Annotated in this window: 13 protein-coding genes, 1 tRNA gene and 1 riboswitch; of the genes, 9 read left to right on the forward strand and 5 right to left on the reverse strand. The window is 65.5% G+C overall.

The genetic code is table 11. The features are described from left to right. The first annotated feature begins 30 nt into the window (after positions 1-30). Positions 31-948 carry a stomatin-like protein gene (locus tag A1D30_RS11650; protein ID WP_063460948.1) on the forward strand — a complete coding sequence of 306 codons (918 nt, stop codon included), beginning with the start codon at positions 31-33 and terminating at the stop codon, positions 946-948. An 82-nt stretch (positions 949-1,030) separates the two neighbouring features. Next, positions 1,031-1,120: transfer RNA gene (locus A1D30_RS11655), tRNA-Ser, on the forward strand. Positions 1,121-1,331: 211 nt separating this feature from the next. Here A1D30_RS11655 and A1D30_RS11660 read toward each other — a convergent pair. Next, positions 1,332-4,094 (reverse strand): DUF349 domain-containing protein, encoded by a 2,763-nt coding sequence (locus A1D30_RS11660; protein ID WP_063460769.1) that lies wholly within the window; start codon positions 4,092-4,094, stop codon positions 1,332-1,334. Between the two features lie 1,126 nt (positions 4,095-5,220). On the opposite strand from A1D30_RS11660, the gene A1D30_RS11665 reads away from it, so the two are divergent. The 4 genes from A1D30_RS11665 (at position 5,221) to A1D30_RS11680 (ending at position 9,228) form a co-directional block, all read left to right on the forward strand. Then, positions 5,221-6,060 (forward strand): lytic transglycosylase domain-containing protein, encoded by an 840-nt coding sequence (locus A1D30_RS11665; RefSeq protein ID WP_063460770.1) that lies wholly within the window; start codon positions 5,221-5,223, stop codon positions 6,058-6,060. Positions 6,061-6,127: 67 nt separating this feature from the next. Next, positions 6,128-6,278: riboswitch (ZMP/ZTP riboswitch) on the forward strand. Between the two features lie 36 nt (positions 6,279-6,314). Beyond that, entirely contained in the window at positions 6,315-7,559 is a 1,245-nt protein-coding gene (gene glyA, locus A1D30_RS11670) for a serine hydroxymethyltransferase (RefSeq protein WP_063460771.1), read from the forward strand. 21 nt (positions 7,560-7,580) lie between these two features. Further along, on the forward strand, positions 7,581-8,030 hold the full coding sequence (nrdR, locus tag A1D30_RS11675) for a transcriptional regulator NrdR (RefSeq protein WP_063460772.1): 450 nt from the start codon (positions 7,581-7,583) through the stop codon (positions 8,028-8,030). A 298-nt stretch (positions 8,031-8,328) separates the two neighbouring features. Then, on the forward strand, positions 8,329-9,228 hold the full coding sequence (locus tag A1D30_RS11680) for a DMT family transporter (RefSeq protein WP_109790943.1): 900 nt from the start codon (positions 8,329-8,331) through the stop codon (positions 9,226-9,228). A gap of 30 nt (positions 9,229-9,258) precedes the next feature. Here the strand turns inward: A1D30_RS11680 and A1D30_RS11685 are convergent, their stop codons facing one another. Both A1D30_RS11685 and aroC read right to left on the reverse strand, forming a co-directional pair. Further along, the gene (locus A1D30_RS11685) at positions 9,259-11,043 is read right to left on the reverse strand and encodes a bifunctional metallophosphatase/5'-nucleotidase (RefSeq protein WP_063460774.1); all 1,785 of its coding nucleotides are present in this window, start codon (positions 11,041-11,043) and stop codon (positions 9,259-9,261) included. A gap of 36 nt (positions 11,044-11,079) precedes the next feature. Then, on the reverse strand, positions 11,080-12,177 hold the full coding sequence (gene aroC, locus A1D30_RS11690; RefSeq protein ID WP_063460775.1) for a chorismate synthase: 1,098 nt from the start codon (positions 12,175-12,177) through the stop codon (positions 11,080-11,082). A gap of 44 nt (positions 12,178-12,221) precedes the next feature. Here aroC and A1D30_RS11695 point away from each other — a divergent pair, with 44 nt between their 5' ends. After that, on the forward strand, positions 12,222-13,889 hold the full coding sequence (locus A1D30_RS11695; RefSeq protein WP_157891326.1) for a caspase family protein: 1,668 nt from the start codon (positions 12,222-12,224) through the stop codon (positions 13,887-13,889). 63 nt (positions 13,890-13,952) lie between these two features. On the opposite strand, the gene A1D30_RS11700 is transcribed toward A1D30_RS11695, so the two are convergent. Next, positions 13,953-14,420 carry a CBS domain-containing protein gene (locus A1D30_RS11700; protein WP_063460777.1) on the reverse strand — a complete coding sequence of 156 codons (468 nt, stop codon included), beginning with the start codon at positions 14,418-14,420 and terminating at the stop codon, positions 13,953-13,955. Positions 14,421-14,545: 125 nt separating this feature from the next. Between A1D30_RS11700 and A1D30_RS11705 the strand changes: the two genes are divergently transcribed. Next, positions 14,546-15,856: an O-acetylhomoserine aminocarboxypropyltransferase gene (locus tag A1D30_RS11705; protein ID WP_063460778.1), complete on the forward strand. Its 1,311-nt coding sequence runs from the start codon at positions 14,546-14,548 to the stop codon at positions 15,854-15,856. A gap of 2 nt (positions 15,857-15,858) precedes the next feature. Next, positions 15,859-16,677 (forward strand): alpha/beta hydrolase, encoded by an 819-nt coding sequence (locus tag A1D30_RS11710; protein WP_063460779.1) that lies wholly within the window; start codon positions 15,859-15,861, stop codon positions 16,675-16,677. A 30-nt stretch (positions 16,678-16,707) separates the two neighbouring features. Here A1D30_RS11710 and A1D30_RS11715 read toward each other — a convergent pair whose 3' ends face one another. Further along, entirely contained in the window at positions 16,708-17,964 is a 1,257-nt protein-coding gene (locus A1D30_RS11715) for a DUF418 domain-containing protein (RefSeq protein ID WP_082836410.1), read from the reverse strand. Between the last annotated feature and the right edge of the window lie 148 nt (positions 17,965-18,112).

Here is an 18,112-nt window from a genome sequence, read left to right on the forward strand (position 1 = left end):
ATCTCTCCCGAAAGGCTTGATATGGACGGCATCTACATCGCATACGCCATCGCCATAGTGGTCATTGTCGTCGTGATCCGCAGCTTCAAACAGGTTCCCCAGCAAAACGCCTGGGTTGTCGAAAGGCTCGGCAAGTACCACGGCACGCTGGGCCCGGGTTTGAAGGTCATCATCCCCTTCTTCGACAAGGTGGCCTACAAACACAGCCTCAAGGAAATCCCGCTCGACGTGCCCAGCCAGGTCTGCATCACACGCGACAACACGCAGCTGCAAGTGGACGGCATCCTGTACTTCCAGGTCACCGACCCCATGCGCGCCAGCTATGGCTCCAGCAACTACATCATGGCCGTCACGCAGCTGGCCCAGACCTCACTGCGCTCCGTGATCGGCAAGCTGGAGCTGGACAAGACCTTCGAGGAGCGCGACATCATCAACGCCCAGGTCGTGCAGGCCATCGACGAGGCTGCGCTGAACTGGGGCGTGAAGGTGCTGCGCTACGAAATCAAGGACCTCACACCGCCGAAGGAAATCCTGCACGCCATGCAGGCCCAGATCACTGCCGAGCGCGAAAAGCGCGCACTGATCGCCGCCTCCGAAGGCCGCCGCCAAGAGCAGATCAACATCGCCACCGGCGAGCGCGAGGCCTTCATCGCCCGCTCCGAAGGGGAGAAGCAGGCCGTCATCAACAAGGCCATCGGCGAGGCCGAATCCATCCGCGCCGTGGCCCAGGCCACCGCAGAGGCCATCGAGCGCGTGGCCACCGCCATCCGCCAGCCCGGCGGTGAGCAGGCCGTGCAGCTCAAGGTGGCAGAAAAGGCCGTGGACGCCTACAGCCAGGTAGCGTCTGACGCGACCACCACGCTCATCGTGCCCAGCAACATGACCGAGGTGTCGGCCCTGATCGGCTCGGCCATGAAGATGGTGCAGGCGTCGCAGAAGGCAGGCTGACAACGCGCAAGCACCTTTTTTTACCGTCAACCCCGCCACCGGCCCAGATAGGTGCAATCCTGTGGCTATAATCGAGGGCTTCGGAGAGGTGGATGAGCGGTTTAAGTCGCACGCCTGGAAAGCGTGTGTGGGCTAATCCCCACCGCGGGTTCGAATCCCGCCCTCTCCGCCATATGCACAGTTTCTGAGCCATTCAGCGCTTTGAAAACGCAAAAAAAATCCCCGCATGCCGGGGATTTTTTATTTCTGCGGCACACATCCCGCCGCAGCCAATCACCACCACACCGCCCGTCCGAGCACATCCGTGCATCTGCGCATTCGCCAGCACGGACACGCGGCACATGCCCGGGAGCCCTTTCGGGCCACCCGAGCAGCACCTTCATTTACTGCTTGCGCAGCAGCGTCTTCAGCACGTTCTGCAAACGCCGGGCGCTGGCAGCGTCGCTGGCACTGGCCAGCACGCGGGCAGCATCCTGACCCCAGGTCTGGGCCGGGGCCGGGTCGTTGCGGCGCGTCAGCAGTTGCAGTTGCAGCATGCGCCGGGCAGCGATGTACTCTGCAGGTGTAGGGGCTTCGGCCGCCATTTCCAGGCGCAGCAACGCTTCGGAGGCATCGCCCTGGGGCGCGGCGGACAACGCCTGGGCCCAGGCTGCGCGCACGGGCGCCGTCACGCGGCCACCCAGGTCTTGAGCGCTCGGGACCTGGGATGGGTCACGCTTGTCCCACGCGGCCAGCAACTGGGTCAGGGTTTCACCATGGGCCTGGGCTGCCAGCTTTTTCAGTGCCAGCTGCGCGTGCTCCATCGCGTCGCGCTGCGCCCTGAAGGCCGCATCGCCCAGGCGGGGACCACGGTCTTCGTGAGCGGGACGCTCGCCCATGCGACCACCACGGTCATTGCGGTCACCAAAACGGCCTTCGGTGCGCGGGCCACGGCCCGCGTCACGGTCGCCAGGACGGCCATCGCGGCGGTCGCCCGGGCGCGCACCACGGCCGGGGGCGGCTGGTGCGTCTTTTTTCATGCCGGGGCGGTCGTCGCCACGCACAGCCACCACGGGGCGGGCTGGCTTGGGGGGCGCCACAGGGGCCGCAGCAGGTGCAGCAGCTTCGCCATCGGCCGTTGCCTCGCTCGCTTCGGCATCCGCCACAGGTGCCTCACCCTCGCCGGTCGGATCTGCAGGTGCGGCTGCGCTTTGTGCTGCCTCTGCCTTCTGAGCGGAAGCAACTGCTTCGGCCGCCTGGGCCTGGCCACGCAATGCGGCTTCCAGCGCTTGCACGGCAGCACGGATCTGCTGGGCATCGCCCGTGGCATTGGCGGCTTCGAGGGCCTTGGAGGCGTCCAGCACCACGCGGTCGCGTGCGCTCAGCTCGGTGGTCGCCTTTTCCCGGTCGGCCGACTTGCGATTGAACGCCTCGTCAATCGGCTTGCGGAAAGCATCCCACAGCTTTTGTTCGTGCTTGCGGTCCAGCGGCACGGACTGCGCCTCGGCTTGCCAGCGTTGCTGCAGCGCCTTGACCGCGTCGATGCGCAGCATGGGCGCTGCGCCCAGTGCCGTCGCTTCATCGATCATGGCGTGGCGACGGGCCAGGCTGTCTTTTTGTGCAGCCTCCAGCGGCGCAGCGGCCAGGGCAATGGCCTGCTTCCACTGCGGCTGCAGTTCGGCAAACAGTTTTTCGCCCACATGGCCACCCTCGCGCCAGCGGTCACCAAACTGGAACAGAGCGCGGTTCATGCCCTTCCAGTCGGTCGATGCGGCGTGCGCTTGCGCCCAGGCCTTGACCTCTTCGATCAGCGCCAGGCGCTGCGCCTTGTGCTCAGCCGCTTCGGTGCGGATCTTGTCCAGCCAGGCCTCGACAACCTTGTGTGCGGCGTTGCAGGCTTCGTCAAATTTCTTCCACAAGGCGTGGTTGGGGGCGCCGCCCTGGTCTGCCTGTTTCCATTGGTCACGCAGGTTGCGCAGGGTCTCCTGCATCTTGCGGCCACCCAGGGCCTGCCCTTCGGGGCGATTGAGCAATGCCTCGGCCTTGGCGACGAGGTCTTCGCGCACCTGGTCGGCGCTCCAGCGCTGCCAGCCTTCCAGCTCGCCCGCAGCCACCAGTGCGGTGTGCACCTGCTGCTCCAGCGCGTTGTCGATGTGTTTGCCATGCACCTTGAGCACGGCCCGCAGGGCGGCTGCGGCACCAGCGCTGGCCTTGCCATGGCCTTCGGCCGTTTCCTTTTCCAGCGTTGCCAGGGCTTCGCGCACCACCTGTGCAGCCTTTTCCACCACCTCAGGGGCCACCTTGGGCTTGGGGGCACGCGCGGGTTTAGCTGCAGCCGCTGCGGCGGCCGCCTCGGTAGGCAGGCCCCGCGCGGCACGCAGCTCATCGGCCCACACAGGCACGGGGGGCAGGGGCGCTGCAACGTCTTCAGCCGCAGCGGCCGCCTGGGCCACGGCGGGCTGGAAGGCTTCCCAGACCACCAGCAACTGGGTGCGGGAGGCATCCAGCAGCGGAGGGAAACGGGCTTCCACGCTCACCCAGCTGGCGTCGCCCGTCAGCTCCTGGGCCTGCTCTTGCCAGCGCGCAACGTCGGCGCGCAGCAGTTCGAGTGCCGCATGGGCATCGCGCCAGGGCTTGGTCGAGAGCACTTCAATGCGTTGTGCGAGCAGCACGGCGGCTTCGCGCTGCACCTGCACGCGGTGCTGCAGGTCTTCGATGACCTTCACGCGGTCAGCCATCTGCACCTTGAGCAGCGACAGCGGCTCACGCGACAAGGGCGCACCGGCCTTGGCCGCATCGCGCTGCCAGGCCAGGGCGTCTGCAATATTGAGCTTGGGGGCGGCCAGCAGCGCCTGGGCCTTCTCGGCCCATTCGGCGGCGATCGCTTCTTGCCCTTTGGCGCGGCGGATTTCATCCAGGCGCTCGCGCACGGCACGGGCGGCCCCCTTGTCACGGCCGCTCAGCTCCTTGAAGACTTCCTGCAGCTGCTCGGGCGCGGGCTGGGTGGCCAGCCAGTCGCGGATGCGGGAGGCGCGCTCGCCAGACGTGGCGGCAGAAAAAGCGCCGCCGGTCAGCGCGTCGAGCGGATGCGGCTCTTGGGTTTTGGCCGGGGCCGGATTCACTTCAGGTGCGTCGGACATTTTGCTGCGGGAAAAAAATGGAAACATGGATCCAATGGATAACGAAGGCACACCCTGGCGCATTGCCAAAAGAGGACCTGCCACGGCAAGCGCACTGCATGCGTGCCGGGCAACAAAGGGGCTATTTTCACCGGGTTCTGAGCGGGCGCCTTTGCGTGCACCACACCAACCTTCAACAGGTGATCTGGCACAAGGCTTGGACGGGCAGCCGACAGGCTGCACCCCTCTATGGGAGCCACGCCCCACTGCGGGCGAACAGTCGCCCCACCAGGGACAGCCCCCATTATCTATATATAGACGCCAATGCCCAATCGCCAAGGGATCCTCTGCACGAATCGAGCTGGCCAAGTGTGCGCTGCGGATCGGGATGGGCTGCAAGGCGCTGAACTGGAAAAGTTGACGCAGCAATAGCCGTAGCAATTGCGAGTATTTGCAACGCCGCAGACCGCCCGAGACCGCAGATGCACACGGCGCAGTGATTTGTGCAGAGGATCCCAAGGGCGAAGCACAAACAAGAAAGCCCGACAGACAGGGCCTCATGGCCTGCCCGCCGGGCTTGACGGCTGACACAACGGTCTTTGCCATCGGTCGCGATGCGGAGATGAAGGTCCGCATGGCGAGGAGGCAAGGGATTGCCTCCAGGGGTTGCCTTGGAAGCGGCATCTGCTGCACCTTGGCACTGAATGCCCTCGGAGGGAGATTTCGCTTCGTCTGGCGATGCCTGAAATCTACAGGCGCCTCCACCTTACCAAAGTCGCCCGCCGGGCTCAAATCGGATTCTCAATGACGGCCGGACGGCCGATTGAATTTGACACGAGAGCGTCACAACGACCACCCGCACCAGACGACTTCGAGCCCCTCAAAGAGCCCAAAAACTGTGATTTTTTACATATTTTTCATAACTCAATCATCTAACAATGCAGATTGTTAGTATTGACTATGCATTTAGAGAGCTTCTAGAATCCGCCAGCCCCAAAAACGGGCTAGTAAAAACCCCAACCCGCTGCCGAACCCGGCTAAGTCAAACCAGGCAACAAGCACTCCACAGACGTGCAGCCCGGACTTGATGGCGTACCAATCCAGGCGACTTGCCGGGAAGGTGCAGTCCCAGCGACTGCTCCGAGCTCCCGCTGTGCCTCAGAAAGGAAGAGCTATGACAGCGTCAGGAAAAATAGTCTCCGGCGTGCGAACCTTCGCGGCCGATGTGACCGAAGGTTTTCTTGAAATCACCCACAACAGCTTTGCCCTCATCGGCTTGGCCGTTGCCTTCATCATCATTGCCCTCACGGCACGGCCCGACCTGCGCCAGGCAGGCGAAGAGCGCCTCATGGGCTGGCTGCAGGCGCGCCAGGTGGAAATGCTGGGCATGCCCATCGAGCCCGAAGCCAGCGAGCGCGCCACGGCCGCCAACCCGAAGGACCTACCCAAGGAGCAGGCCGCAGTGGCTTTCTGGCTCAGCAAGAAGTACCGCGTGGCGCCCGAGCCGCTCAGCGTGCTGGTGGCCGAGGCCTACGAGATTGGCACCCGTGCCAAGATCGACCCCACGCTGATCCTGGCCATCATGGCCATCGAATCGAGCTTCAACCCGTTTGCCGAGAGCGCCGTGGGCGCCCAGGGCCTCATGCAGGTCATGACCCGCGTGCACACCGACAAGTACCAGAGCTTCGGCGGCCACTTTGCGGCCTTCGACCCGGTGAGCAACCTGCGCGTGGGCGTCAAGGTGCTGCAGGAATGTATTGCACGTGCTGGCTCTGTCGAGGGTGGCCTGCGCTACTACGTGGGCGCGGCCAACATGGCCGACGATGGCGGCTATGCGGCCAAGGTGATGGCGGAGCATTTCCGCCTGCGCCAGGTCGCCAACGGCCGGGCCATGCCGTTCAACCCGCCCCCATCGCTGTCTACCCAGGCGCCTGCCCAGAGCATTCCGGCTGCCGCCCCTGCGGCAGCGCCCACCGCCAACGCCGACAAGGTGGCCCTGCTGTCGGGTCTTTGAATCCCACGGCCCACCGGAGATTTGTGCGATGCACCTGGTAGGTGCACGCCACCGTGTCGGCTACACTAGCGAAGTACGCGACTGGCGATAGGCGCAGCACCCTCTCAGGGTTCTGCCGCTGACGTGGAAACCGGCAAGGGCCCGCCCCTTGTGAACCACTGGGAAGCGTGCCGCACGGGGCCACCTGCTGCGTTCAGCCGTTCGCCTGGGCAGCCCTTGTTTCAAGGGACACAAGTTCTTAGGACTGCCAAACCATGTACGACCGCAACATTCTTGTCGAACAAACCGACCCCGAAGTTTTTGCCGCCATCCAGGCTGAAAACGCCCGGCAAGAGCACCACATCGAGCTGATCGCTAGCGAGAACTACGCCTCCCCCGCCGTGATGTGGGCGCAGGGCACCCAGCTAACCAACAAGTACGCCGAAGGCTACCCCGGCAAGCGCTACTACGGTGGCTGCGAGCATGTGGACGTGGCCGAGCAACTGGCCATCGACCGCGTGAAGAAAATCTTCGGCGCCGATGCCGCCAACGTGCAACCCCACTGCGGCGCGTCGGCCAACGAGGCCGTGTTCCTGGCCTTCCTCAAGCCCGGCGACACCATCATGGGCATGAGCCTGGCCGAAGGCGGCCACCTGACGCACGGCATGCCGCTGAACATGTCGGGCAAGTGGTTCAACGTGGTCAGCTACGGTCTGGACAAGAACGAAGCCATTGACTACGACGCAATGGAAGCCAAGGCCCGCGAGCACAAGCCCAAACTGATCGTGGCTGGTGCCTCGGCCTACAGCCTGCACATCGATTTCGAGCGCTTTGCCAAGATCGCCAAGGAAATTGGCGCGATCTTCATGGTGGACATGGCCCACTACGCAGGCCTGATCGCCGCCGGCGTGTACCCCAACCCCGTGCCCCACGCCGACGTGGTGACATCGACCACGCACAAGAGCCTGCGCGGCCCCCGTGGCGGCATCATCCTGATGAAGGCCGAGCACGAGAAGGCCATCAACAGCGCCATCTTCCCCGGCCTGCAAGGCGGCCCGCTGATGCACGTGATCGCGGCCAAGGCTGTGGCCTTCAAGGAAGCGATGCAGCCCGAGTTCAAGGCCTACCAAGAGCAAGTGGCCAAGAACGCCAAGGTCGTGGCCGAGACGCTGACCGCACGTGGCCTGCGCATCGTGTCCGGCGGCACCCAAAGCCACGTGATGCTGGTGGACCTGCGCGCCAAGGGCATCACCGGCAAGGAAGCCGAGGCCGTGCTGGGCGCTGCCCACATGACCATCAACAAGAACGCGATCCCCAACGACCCTGAAAAGCCGATGGTGACCAGCGGCGTGCGCATTGGCACCCCCGCCATGACCACGCGCGGCTTCAAGGAAGAAGAAGCCCGCATCACGGCCAACCTGATTGCCGACGTGCTGGACAACCCCCGCGACGAAGCCAACATCGCCGCCGTGCGCGCCAAGGTCAACGCCCTGACCGCTCGTTTCCCGGTCTACCGCTAAGCAAGCCGGTCCTGAGCGCCCATGAAGTGCCCCTTCTGCAGCCACCTCGAAACGCAAGTCGTTGAAACGCGGGTGTCTGAGGATGGGGTCTTCATCCGCCGCCGCCGCCAGTGCGGCGCGTGCGACAAGCGCTTCACCACGTACGAACGGCCGGAAGTGAACTTCCCGGCCATCGTCAAAAAAGACGGTCGGCGCATTGAATACGACCGCAGCAAGCTGCTCGGCTCGTTCAGCCTGGCACTGCGCAAGCGCCCGGTGAGCACGGAGCAGATCGACAGCGCCATCGAGCGCATCGAAGAAAAGCTGCTCAACCTGGGCCAGCGCGAAGTGCTGTCCGGCCGCATTGGCGAACTTGTGATGCGCGAACTCAAGAAGCTCGACAAGGTGGCCTACATCCGCTTTGCGAGCGTCTACCGAAGCTTCGAAGACATCGACGACTTCCGCGCCATGGTCGATGAAGTGCGCAAGTAAATAGGTCACCGCCAAGACAGGCGACGGGGCCACCTCCACCCGGCCCACCGGGCATGGACTTCAAGCCTTTTTGGCACCTACCGCGCACCCACCATGCCTCGAAAGCTATCAATAGAATAGCAATCAAACCTCACCACGGCTTCCCGACAGATGCAACCAGCAGCGCTGTCACCAAGGCTACAAGGCGCAATGCTCCTGAAACAATAGCTTAAAGGGCTTACTGGACGCGCGCAAACGGCCTTTTTAGCTTGAAATTTTTCACCCACCCATGCGGCAGGCCCCGCGCCCGTGCCCGACAATCGCTGCGGTGAAAACCCGCCACTTTTTGCAGCTGGTGCTGCTGTCTGCCCTGTGGGGCGCCTCGTTCCTCTTCATCCGCATTGCCAGCCCCGTGCTGGGCCCCAACGTGATGGCGGCCCTGCGCATCGGGCTGGCCACGCTCACGCTGATCGGCATCATGCGCGTCGCCAACGAGTCCTGGCCCTGGCGCCACTGGCGCGAGCTGTTCGGGCTGGGCACGCTCACCGTCGCCCTGCCCTTTTTGCTCTATGCCTGGGCGGCCTTGCACTTGCCCGCGGGCTACAGCTCGCTGCTCAACACCATGGCCGTGCCGTTTGGCGTGATTGCCGCCGCCTGGATGAAGGAAGACACGCTGAGCATGCGCAAGTGGCTGGGCTGCCTCTGCGGCTTTGCGGGCGTGGCGCTCATCGTGCAGCTGGGCCCCGTACAGCCCACACCCGCCCTGCTGCTGGCGGCGGCGGCCTGCGTGACGGCATCGGCCTGCTATGGCATCTCGACTACCTGGATGAAACGCGCCACCCAGCGCATGTCCCCGCTGTCGATTGCGGCAGGCATCCATGCCGCCGCCCTGGTGCTGCTGCTGCCAGGAGCGGCCTGGAGCCTTCCCGAGGCGCGCTTCACACCGGGCGCGCTGGCGGCCGTGGCGGTGATGGGCATCGTGACATCGGGCCTGGCGTATTGGCTCAACCTGCGGGTGCTCAAGCATGTCTCGCCCGTGGCGGCCATGAGTTCGGCCTTCATGATCCCGCTGTTTGGCGTGGCCTGGGGCCATGTCTTTCTGGGCGAGGCCCTGGGGCCGGGCATGCTCTGGGGCGGCGCGCTGGTGCTGGTCGCGACCGGGCTGGTCACCGGCTTCAACCCGCTGCAGTGGCTGGGTGCGCTGCGCCGCCGCAGCTGACCCACACCCAGGCCGCAGCGCGGCCCCGCCTCAGCGGCCCACGCGCGTGATGCGGTCCGTGGCGGGCAGCGCCACCGGGCTTTGCTGACGGAAGTAGGCCTCCAGCGCATCCAGGTCCAGCGCGCCCACCTGCCGGTCCCGGCCTTGCGTCAGCACCGTGAAGTTGTCCCCGCCGCTGTCCAGAAAACTGCTCATGACCACGCGCACCGGTTGCACGTCGGCCAATGGCGCACCGTTCAGCACCATCTGGCTGATGCGCGCCCCGGCGGGCTGGCCCAGGTCGTAGCGGTAGCTGAAGCCGCTGGACACCGACAGCACCCGGGGCCGCTGCACCGTGTTGCCGCCGCTGGCGAACTGCTGCTCCAGCACCGCACGGATCTGCGCACCGGTGAAGGTCTTCACTACCAGCTGGTTGCCGAAGGGCTGCACCGCGTACAGCTGGCCATACCGCACCAGCCCTTGGTCATCCGGCACCAGGTCGGCACGCAGGCCGCCGGGGTTCATGAACGACAGCCGCGCGCCCCCCTCTTCGGGCGAACGCGTGGCCAGCAGCTGGGCATCGGCCACCAAGTTGCCCAAAACGCTCTCCAGCGCCGTGTTGGGCTGGCGCCGCATGGGGCCCTTGGCCTGCCCCACCGGCCGCTGGGCCAGTGGAATGGCGGCGGCGCGGTAGGTGTCGATGATCTTCTGCACCCCCGGGTCTGCCGGGAAGGCAGGCACGGCGGTGGTGACGGGCACCAGCCCCTGGGCACCGGTAAAGGCCTCGCCCTGCACCACCACATTGCGCGCTGTTTTGCGCACCACGCGGCGGGTGTGCGTGTCCACGCGCAGCTGAATGTCGGTGAGCAGCGTGCCGTACTGGCCTGCACTGGTCAGCAAAAAGGGCTTGGCGGGGTTCACGCGGCTGTAGTCGCACACATAGGCCTGGTGCGTGTGGCCCGAGACCACCACATCCACGGCCGGGTCCAGGCGCTCCAGGATGGGCACGATGTCGCCCGACAGGCCTGCGCAGCTGGTCTCCTGCACGCCCGCCGTGGTGCCGCCACCTTCGTGGATGGCCACCACGATCACATCGGCGCCCTGGGCCTTGAGCTGCGGAATCAGCGCATTGGCCGTGGCCGCTTCGTCCTCAAACCGCAGCCCGGCCACGCCCGACGGGCTGACCATGGTGGGCGTGGCCTGCAGCGTGAGGCCGATGAACCCCATGGTGACGGTGACGCCGCCTTCGGTAAACCGCTTGAGCCCCGTGGCGGGCAGCAGGGTGCGCCCGTCTTCGCGCACTGTGTTGGCCGCCAGCAGGCCAAATCGGGCGCCCTCGAACGGCTTGCTGATGCGGCAGGGCTCGCGCGAGGTGAACTTTTCGCAGCCCCCGTGCTGCAGCCGCAGCAGTTCGCGCCAGCCCCGGTCAAACTCGTGGTTGCCGACCGCGTTGAAGTCGATCTGCATGCGGTTGACCGCCTCGATGGTGGGCTCGTCCAGGAACAGCGACGACACCAGCGGCGATGCGCCCACCATGTCCCCCGCCGACACCACCGCATGGTGCGGCGACTGGGCCTTGAGGGCCGCCATGGCGCTGGCAAAGTAGGCCATGCCCCCCGCAGGTGCCAGCACCGGGCCTGTGGGCCCCTGCACCCGGTGCGCCATGTGGGGCGGCTCCAGGTTGCCATGCAGGTCGTTGAAGCCGATGAGGGTGATGTCGATGTGGGGCGGCGCGCTGCCCGCCACGGGGGCCGTCGTGCTGCTGCAGCCCGCCAGCGACAGCGCCCCGGTGGCGAGCGCCAAGCTGCCAACGGCCTTGAACAAGCGGTTGCTCATAGGGTGTGGCCGCCTCCGGGGCGGCAATACAGGGGATTACAGAAAGGAGGCCTGGATCGGCGGCACGGGCGGCACCACATCGCCGCACTGGGCACGGTGGCGCAGCGCGTGCTCCATCACCACCAGCGCCAGCAGCGCTTCGGCAATCGGCGCGGCGCGGATGCCCACACACGGGTCGTGGCGGCCCTTGGTGATCACCTCGGTGCTCTGGCCGTGGATGTCGATGGACTCGCGCGGGCTGATGATGGAGCTGGTGGGCTTGATCGCAATGCTCACCTCCAGGTCCTGCCCCGTGCTGATGCCGCCCAGCACGCCACCGGCGTTGTTGGTGCGAAAGCCCTGGGGCGTCATCGAGTCGCCGTGCATCGTGCCCCGGTGGGCCACGCTGGCAAAGCCTGCGCCAATCTCCACGCCCTTGACCGCGTTCAGGCCCATCATGGCGTGGGCAATGTCGGCGTCGAGCTTGTCATACAGCGGCTCGCCCAGGCCCACCGGCACGCCGGTGGCCTGCACCCGGATGCGGGCGCCGCACGAATCCCCGGCCTTGCGCAGGGCGTCCATGTAGTCCTCGTACTGCTGCACGTCGGCCACGGGGGCGAAGAAGGGGTTGCTGCGCACATGGTCCCAGCTCTCGAACGGGATGGGCAGCTCGCCCAGCTGCGTCATGCAGGCGCGGAACTGGGCGCCATACTGCTGGGCCAGCCACTTCTTAGCCACGGCGCCTGCGGCCACCGTGGGTGCCGTCAGGCGGGCCGAGGAACGACCGCCGCCGCGCGGGTCGCGGATGCCGTACTTGTGCCAATAGGTGTAGTCGGCATGGCCGGGGCGGAAGCTCTCGGCGATGTTGCTGTAGTCTTTGCTGCGCTGGTCGGTGTTGCGGATCAGCAGGGCGATGGGGGTGCCGGTGGTCTTGCCCTCGTACACGCCAGAGAGGATCTCCACCGCGTCAGGCTCGTTGCGCTGCGTGACGTGGCGGCTGGTGCCAGGGCGGCGCCGGTCCAGGTCGGCCTGGATGTCGGCCTCGGACAGCAGCATGCCCGGCGGGCAGCCGTCGATCACGCAGCCAATGGCCGGGCCGTGGGATTCACCAAAGTTGGTGACTGCGAATAGGGTACCGATGGTGTTGCCGCTCATGGGTCGGGATTATTCCAGACACACGGAATCCGCCAGCGTCTGGCGTGCGCTTTTTCCAATTGGCGGGTGGTTTCGATCTCGATATAGTGGCCAACAGCCTGTTGAAAGGGCCCATAGAAACGCGTGTGGAGGGACCGCCAGTGATTCAAGTCTTTGCAGCATCGCAACGTGTACAACGGTTTCTGTCACGCGCGCTGGTGGCCCTGGGGGCGCTGGCCGCTTCTGCGCAGGCCAATGCGCCCCTCGACATCCGGATTGCACTGGTCATCGGTAACTCCGCCTACCCCGGCAACGCAGCGCTCTCGAACCCCGCCAATGACGCCAAGGCGATGTCGGAGCAATTGCGCAAGCTGGGCTTTCAGGTCCTGGAACTGCGCGATGGATCGCGTGGCCAGATGACCGAAGCCATTGACGACGCCCGCAAGCGGCTGCAAGGCAAGAACGGGGTCGGCATGCTGTACTACGCAGGCCATGGACTCCAGATCAACTGGCGCAACTACATGGTGCCCGTGGATGCGCACCCCAAAAGCCAGAACGATGTGGTGGCACAGGCCGTGGATGTGGACGCTGTGATCAATGCCTTCAAAGAGGCTGGCAACCGCGTCAACATCCTGGTACTCGACGCCTGCCGAAACAACCCCTTCGACGGCACAGCGTCGGCCAAAGGGTTGGCGCAGATCGACGCTGTGCCTGGGACTTTTCTTGCCTACGCTACGGCCCCGGGCAACACCGCAGACGATGGCGAAGGCAGCAACGGCCTGTACACCGGCTACCTGCTGCAGGAACTGGCAAAACCCGTCTCCCGCATCGAGGATGTCTTCAAGCGCGTGCGGCTGCAGGTGCGGCAAAAGAGCCGGGGCAGCCAGATTCCCTGGGAAAGCACCAGCCTGGAGGAGGACTTTGTCTTCAACGATGGCAGAAGCCCGGGCGCCACAGTGCCGATGGCACCACCACCGAAGCCCAAGCCCGCAGAACTGGACCAAAGATTCCTGCGCGAGAAGGCAGAGTGGGACCGCATCAAAGCGTCACGCAATCCTGACGACTTCTATGCGTTCTTGCAGGCCTATCCCAGCAGCGCCATCAGTGAAGCAGTGCAGAGCCGTCTGGACCAACTCTCCAAGCCCTTGGTCACGGCAACGCCTGTGCATGGGCGCCACTCCGTGCAGCGGGATGTACAGGTCGGCGATGAGATTGAGCAGGTCTACCGCGACTACCTCACCAACCTGGAGACACGCCGAGAAACCCTGCGCGTTACATCAATCAAGGATGGCATTATCGAAATCAACAACGGCCAGCAGATCGTGACGCTGGCGGGTGGCACCATTCGCAATGACATCGGCATCGAATTCGATCCCCCCATCCAGTCGCTGCCCGCCGATGAGTTTCAGATTGGCAAGCGCTGGGTCAGCCGATCGCAAGAAACCATGCCCAAGCACATTCCCACGCCGATCGGCGACGTGGGCTGGGTAGAGCAGGACATGAGGGTGGTTGCCTACGAAGAAATTACCGTTCCCGCAGGCACGATGTACGCCTACCGCATTGAAGCCAGCTTACGGTCATACCGAGGCCTGTCCGGCAAGCTGACCTATTGGGTGGATAGCCGTGGAACCATCGCAAAGTATGTCCGCCGGGCCAAAGTCAGTGTGGCCAATGGAGCGACCCGGGACAACAGCTGGACACGCGAAGTCGTGCGCATCCACAAACCACGGTGATCAGAGGCCACGCCCTCTCGCAACAACAGCCTGTCAAGCACGCGGCCCGAGAGCGGAAGATGTTCAGGGTGTATTCACGTCGCCCTTGGATGACTCTTCCTCAGGCCAATCGCGGATATAGGCCTTGAGCATCTTGTTCTCGAAGTTCTGGCTGTCCACCACAGCCTTGGCCACGTCGTAGAAGCTGATCACACCCATAAGCATGCGGCGGTCCATCACCGGCATGTAGCGCGCGTGGCGGTCCAGCATCATGCGGCGCACTTCGTCCATGTCGGTTTCCAGGGTGCAGGTCAAAGGCGCGTCGTCCATAGCGGTGCGCACCAGCATCGTGCCCACGCCGCCGCCGTTTTTCACCACGGCCTGGATCACTTCGCGGAAAGTGAGCATGCCCACCAGGTCGCCATGCTCCATGACCACCAGCGAACCGATGTCGCGCTCGGCCATCAGGGCCACGGCGCCTGCCAGCGGCTCGTCCGGCGAGGCGGTGTACAAGGTGTTGCCTTTGACGCGAAGGATGTCGCTGACTTTCATGGTGCGGAGTCTCCGGGAGAGCAGGAAGAGAGAGGGGGCCACGCCGCGCGGCGGGCGCCGTAGACAATTTGCTACCAAATATAGCCCACAATGCCCGCCTGCATTGACAACATGGGAGACACAAGATGCCCGGTTATTCCGACCCCGGCTTTGACACGCTGGCCCTGCACGCAGGCGCGAGCCCCGACCCCGCCACCGGCGCACGCGCCACGCCCATCCACCTGACCACCTCGTTCGTCTTCGAGTCGAGCGACCACGCAGCGTCCCTCTTCAACCTGGAGCGCGGCGGCCATGTGTACAGCCGCATCAGCAACCCAACCAACGCGGTGCTGGAGCAGCGCGTGGCCGCCCTGGAAGGCGGCGTGGGCGCCATCGCCACCGCCAGCGGTCAGGCCGCGCTGCATCTGGCGATTGCCACGATCATGGGCGCGGGCAGCCACATCGTGGCCAGCACGGCGCTGTATGGCGGTTCGCAGAACCTGCTGCACTACACGCTCTCGCGCTTCGGCATTGAGACTACTTTTGTGAAACCGGGCGACATCGACGCCTGGCGCGCTGCGGTGCGCCCCAACACCAAGCTCTTCTTTGGCGAAACCGTGGGCAACCCCGGTCTGGATGTACTGGACATCCCCACCGTGTCGTCCATTGCGCACGAAGCGGGCGTGCCGCTGCTGGTGGACTCCACCCTCACCTCCCCATGGCTCATCAAGCCGTTTGAACATGGCGCAGACCTGGTCTACCACTCGGCCACCAAGTTCCTTTCGGGCCACGGCACCGTTGTGGGCGGCATCGTGGTGGACGGCGGCAGCTTTGACTGGGACGGGCCAAAGTCCGCCGGCAAGTTTGCCGAGCTGACGCAGCCTTACGACGGCTTCCACAACATGGTCTTCACCGAAGAAAGCACCGTGGGCGCCTTTCTGCTGCGTGCGCGGCGCGAGGGCCTGCGCGACTTTGGCGCCTGCATGAGCCCGCACACGGCCTGGCTCATCCTGCAAGGCATCGAGACCCTGCCGCTGCGCATGGCGCAGCACATGCGCAACACAGAGAAGGTGGTGGAGTTTCTGGCGGCGCAGCCCTTTGTGTCGCGCGTGGGCCACCCCATGCTGGAGTCTCACCCCAGCCACGCGCTCGCGCAAAAGCTGCTGCCGCGCGGTGCGGGCTCGGTGTTCAGCTTTGACCTCAAGGGCAACCGCGAGCAGGGCAAGAAGTTCATCGAAACGCTCAAGGTCTTCAGCCATCTGGCCAACGTGGGCGACTGCCGCAGCCTGGTGATCCACCCGGCCAGCACCACACATTTCCGCATGAGCGACGAAGCGCTGGCGGGCGCGGGCATCACGCAGGGCACGATCCGCCTGTCGATCGGGCTCGAAGACGCCGACGACCTGATTGACGACCTCAAGCGTGCACTGAAAGCTGCAGAGAAAGCGGGGGCCTGACCATGCACCTCCAAGTCAACGGAGCATCCATCTATTGCTACACCGGTGGCAAGGCCTTCGATGCCGCCAAGCCCACGGTGGTGTTCATCCACGGCGTGCTCAACGACCACAGCGTGTGGGCCCTGCAAAGCCGCTACATGGCCAACCATGGCTGGAACGTGCTGGCCATCGACCTGCCGGGCCACTGCCGCAGTGGTGGCGATGCGCCCGCCACGGTGGAGCAGGCGGCCGACTTCATCGGCGCGTTGCTCGACGCTGCGGGCGTGCAGCGCGCAGCCCTGGTGGGCCACAGCTGGGGCTCGCTCATTGCGATGGAAGCCGCCGCACGGCTCAAGGACCGCGTCAGCCACCTGGTGCTGGTGGGCACGGCCTTCCCGATGAAGGTGTCGCCCGCGCTCATCGAGGCCTCGCAGAGCGACCCCGAAAAGGCCCTGCGCATGGTCAACGTGTTCTCGCGCAACACACTGGCCGCGCCCCCGTCGGCCCTGGGGCCCGGCACTTGGGTGTTTGGCACGGGCATGGCGCTGGGCCGCCGGGTGCTGCGCAGCAACCCGGCCGTCAACGTGTTCCACCGGGGTTTCGTGGCCTGCGACAGCTACGCCGGTGGCGAAGCCGCCATGGCGCAACTCACCTGCCCGGTGCTGTTTGCGCTGGGCGCGCAGGACCAGATGACGCCCCCGAAGGCCGCGCAAGGCCTGGTCAACGCAGCCCGCGCTGCAGGCCAATCGGTGTCGATCGCGAGCCTGCCCGTGGGCCACCACCAGATGACCGAAGCGCCGGAAGAAACGCTGTTCGCGCTGCGCGACTTTCTGGCCCGCTGAGCAACACGCCGCCTGCGCCCTGGCCTGTGGTCAGGGCGCGGGGCGCCGCCACGCTGGCCACTGCCAGAGCGTGAAGGCCCGCAGCCACCACTCCACCGGTCCGTAGGCGTGTGTGGCCATCCAGCGGCGGCTCCACACCAACTGGGCGCCATACAACGCGAACACCCCCAGCACCACCAGCCAGGGTGCCACCTGGCCCACCAGCGCAAAGCCATAGGCCGTGAAAACCGTCGCCCCCACCAGCGACTGCAGCAGGTAGTTGGACAGCGCCATGCGCCCCGCAGGCTCCAGCGCCGCGCCCAGGCGCGGGCCCCCGGTGCCATGCTGCAGCAGCCACAGCAACAGCGCCACATAGCCGACGGTGAGAAACGGCGCCGTGGCCAGGTCCACCGCCAGCGCAGCCAGCACCACATGCTCGGGCTGCTGCACGCTGCTGGTGCCCACCTGCGCCGTGGCATAGAACAAGGCCCCCGCCCCTCCCACAGGCAGGCAGCGCACCATCCACCGCCGCAGGCGCGCTGGTTGCTGCGCCACCCGGGCCAGGTAGCCCGAGCGGTGGGCCGCCAGCCCCAGCAGGAACATGGCCAGCGCGCAGGGCCCCTGCACAAACACCAGCACAAACCACACGCCTTCGGCCATGTCGCGCCCACGCTGGGCGATGGCATCCAGTGCGCTCGCGCGGTAGGCCTGTGCGGCCTGCTGCGCCTTGGCATGCAGCTCGGCCACCGGTACCTCGATGGGCGGCACATGCGCCACCAGCCAGGCCAGCAGGCCCCAACCCCCGGCCACCATGCCCAGCAGGGCCAGGGCCAGCACCGTGGCCGCCATGGGTTTCAGCCCGCGCCAGGCCAGCAGCAGCACGCCCAGCAGTGCATAGGTGACAAGAATGTCGCCCGCGAACAGCAACCAGGCATGCGCAAGCCCCAGCAGCAAAAGGCCCAGCAGGCGGCGCAGAAAACGCGGCACAAAGGCGTTGCCGGAGCGCGCTGCCGAATCCATCTGCAGCGCAAAGCTGTAGCCGAACAGCAGCGAGAACAGCAGGTAGAACTTGGTCTCGAAGATGAAGCTCACCCACCAGCGCACGGCATGGTCCACGGGCCGGGAGAAGGCTGGGTCCACCACGCCCACGCCAAAGTAGGTGGATGCAAAACTGCCCGCGTTGACCATGAGGATGCCCAGCAGCGCAAAGCCGCGCAGCGCGTCGATGGCGTGTTCACGGCCCACGGCGGGGGCGGGGGCTGGGGAAGATGGATTGGTGGAGGATTCAGCAGAAGTCATCATGGCCATGGTGGCAGAACCTGTTCAAGCACGAGCCGCAGCAACCCCTGTCCATCGCGGCACAGCATTGTCTCGGGCTTGGGCGTATAAATCGTCTGGCAGCGGCGCAGCCCCCCGGGAGTTTGCGCACAAGCAAGGCCACGCACAGATGGCCCAA

The sequence above is a fragment of the Acidovorax sp. GW101-3H11 genome, assembly GCF_001633105.1.
Lineage (GTDB): Bacteria > Pseudomonadota > Gammaproteobacteria > Burkholderiales > Burkholderiaceae_C > Acidovorax.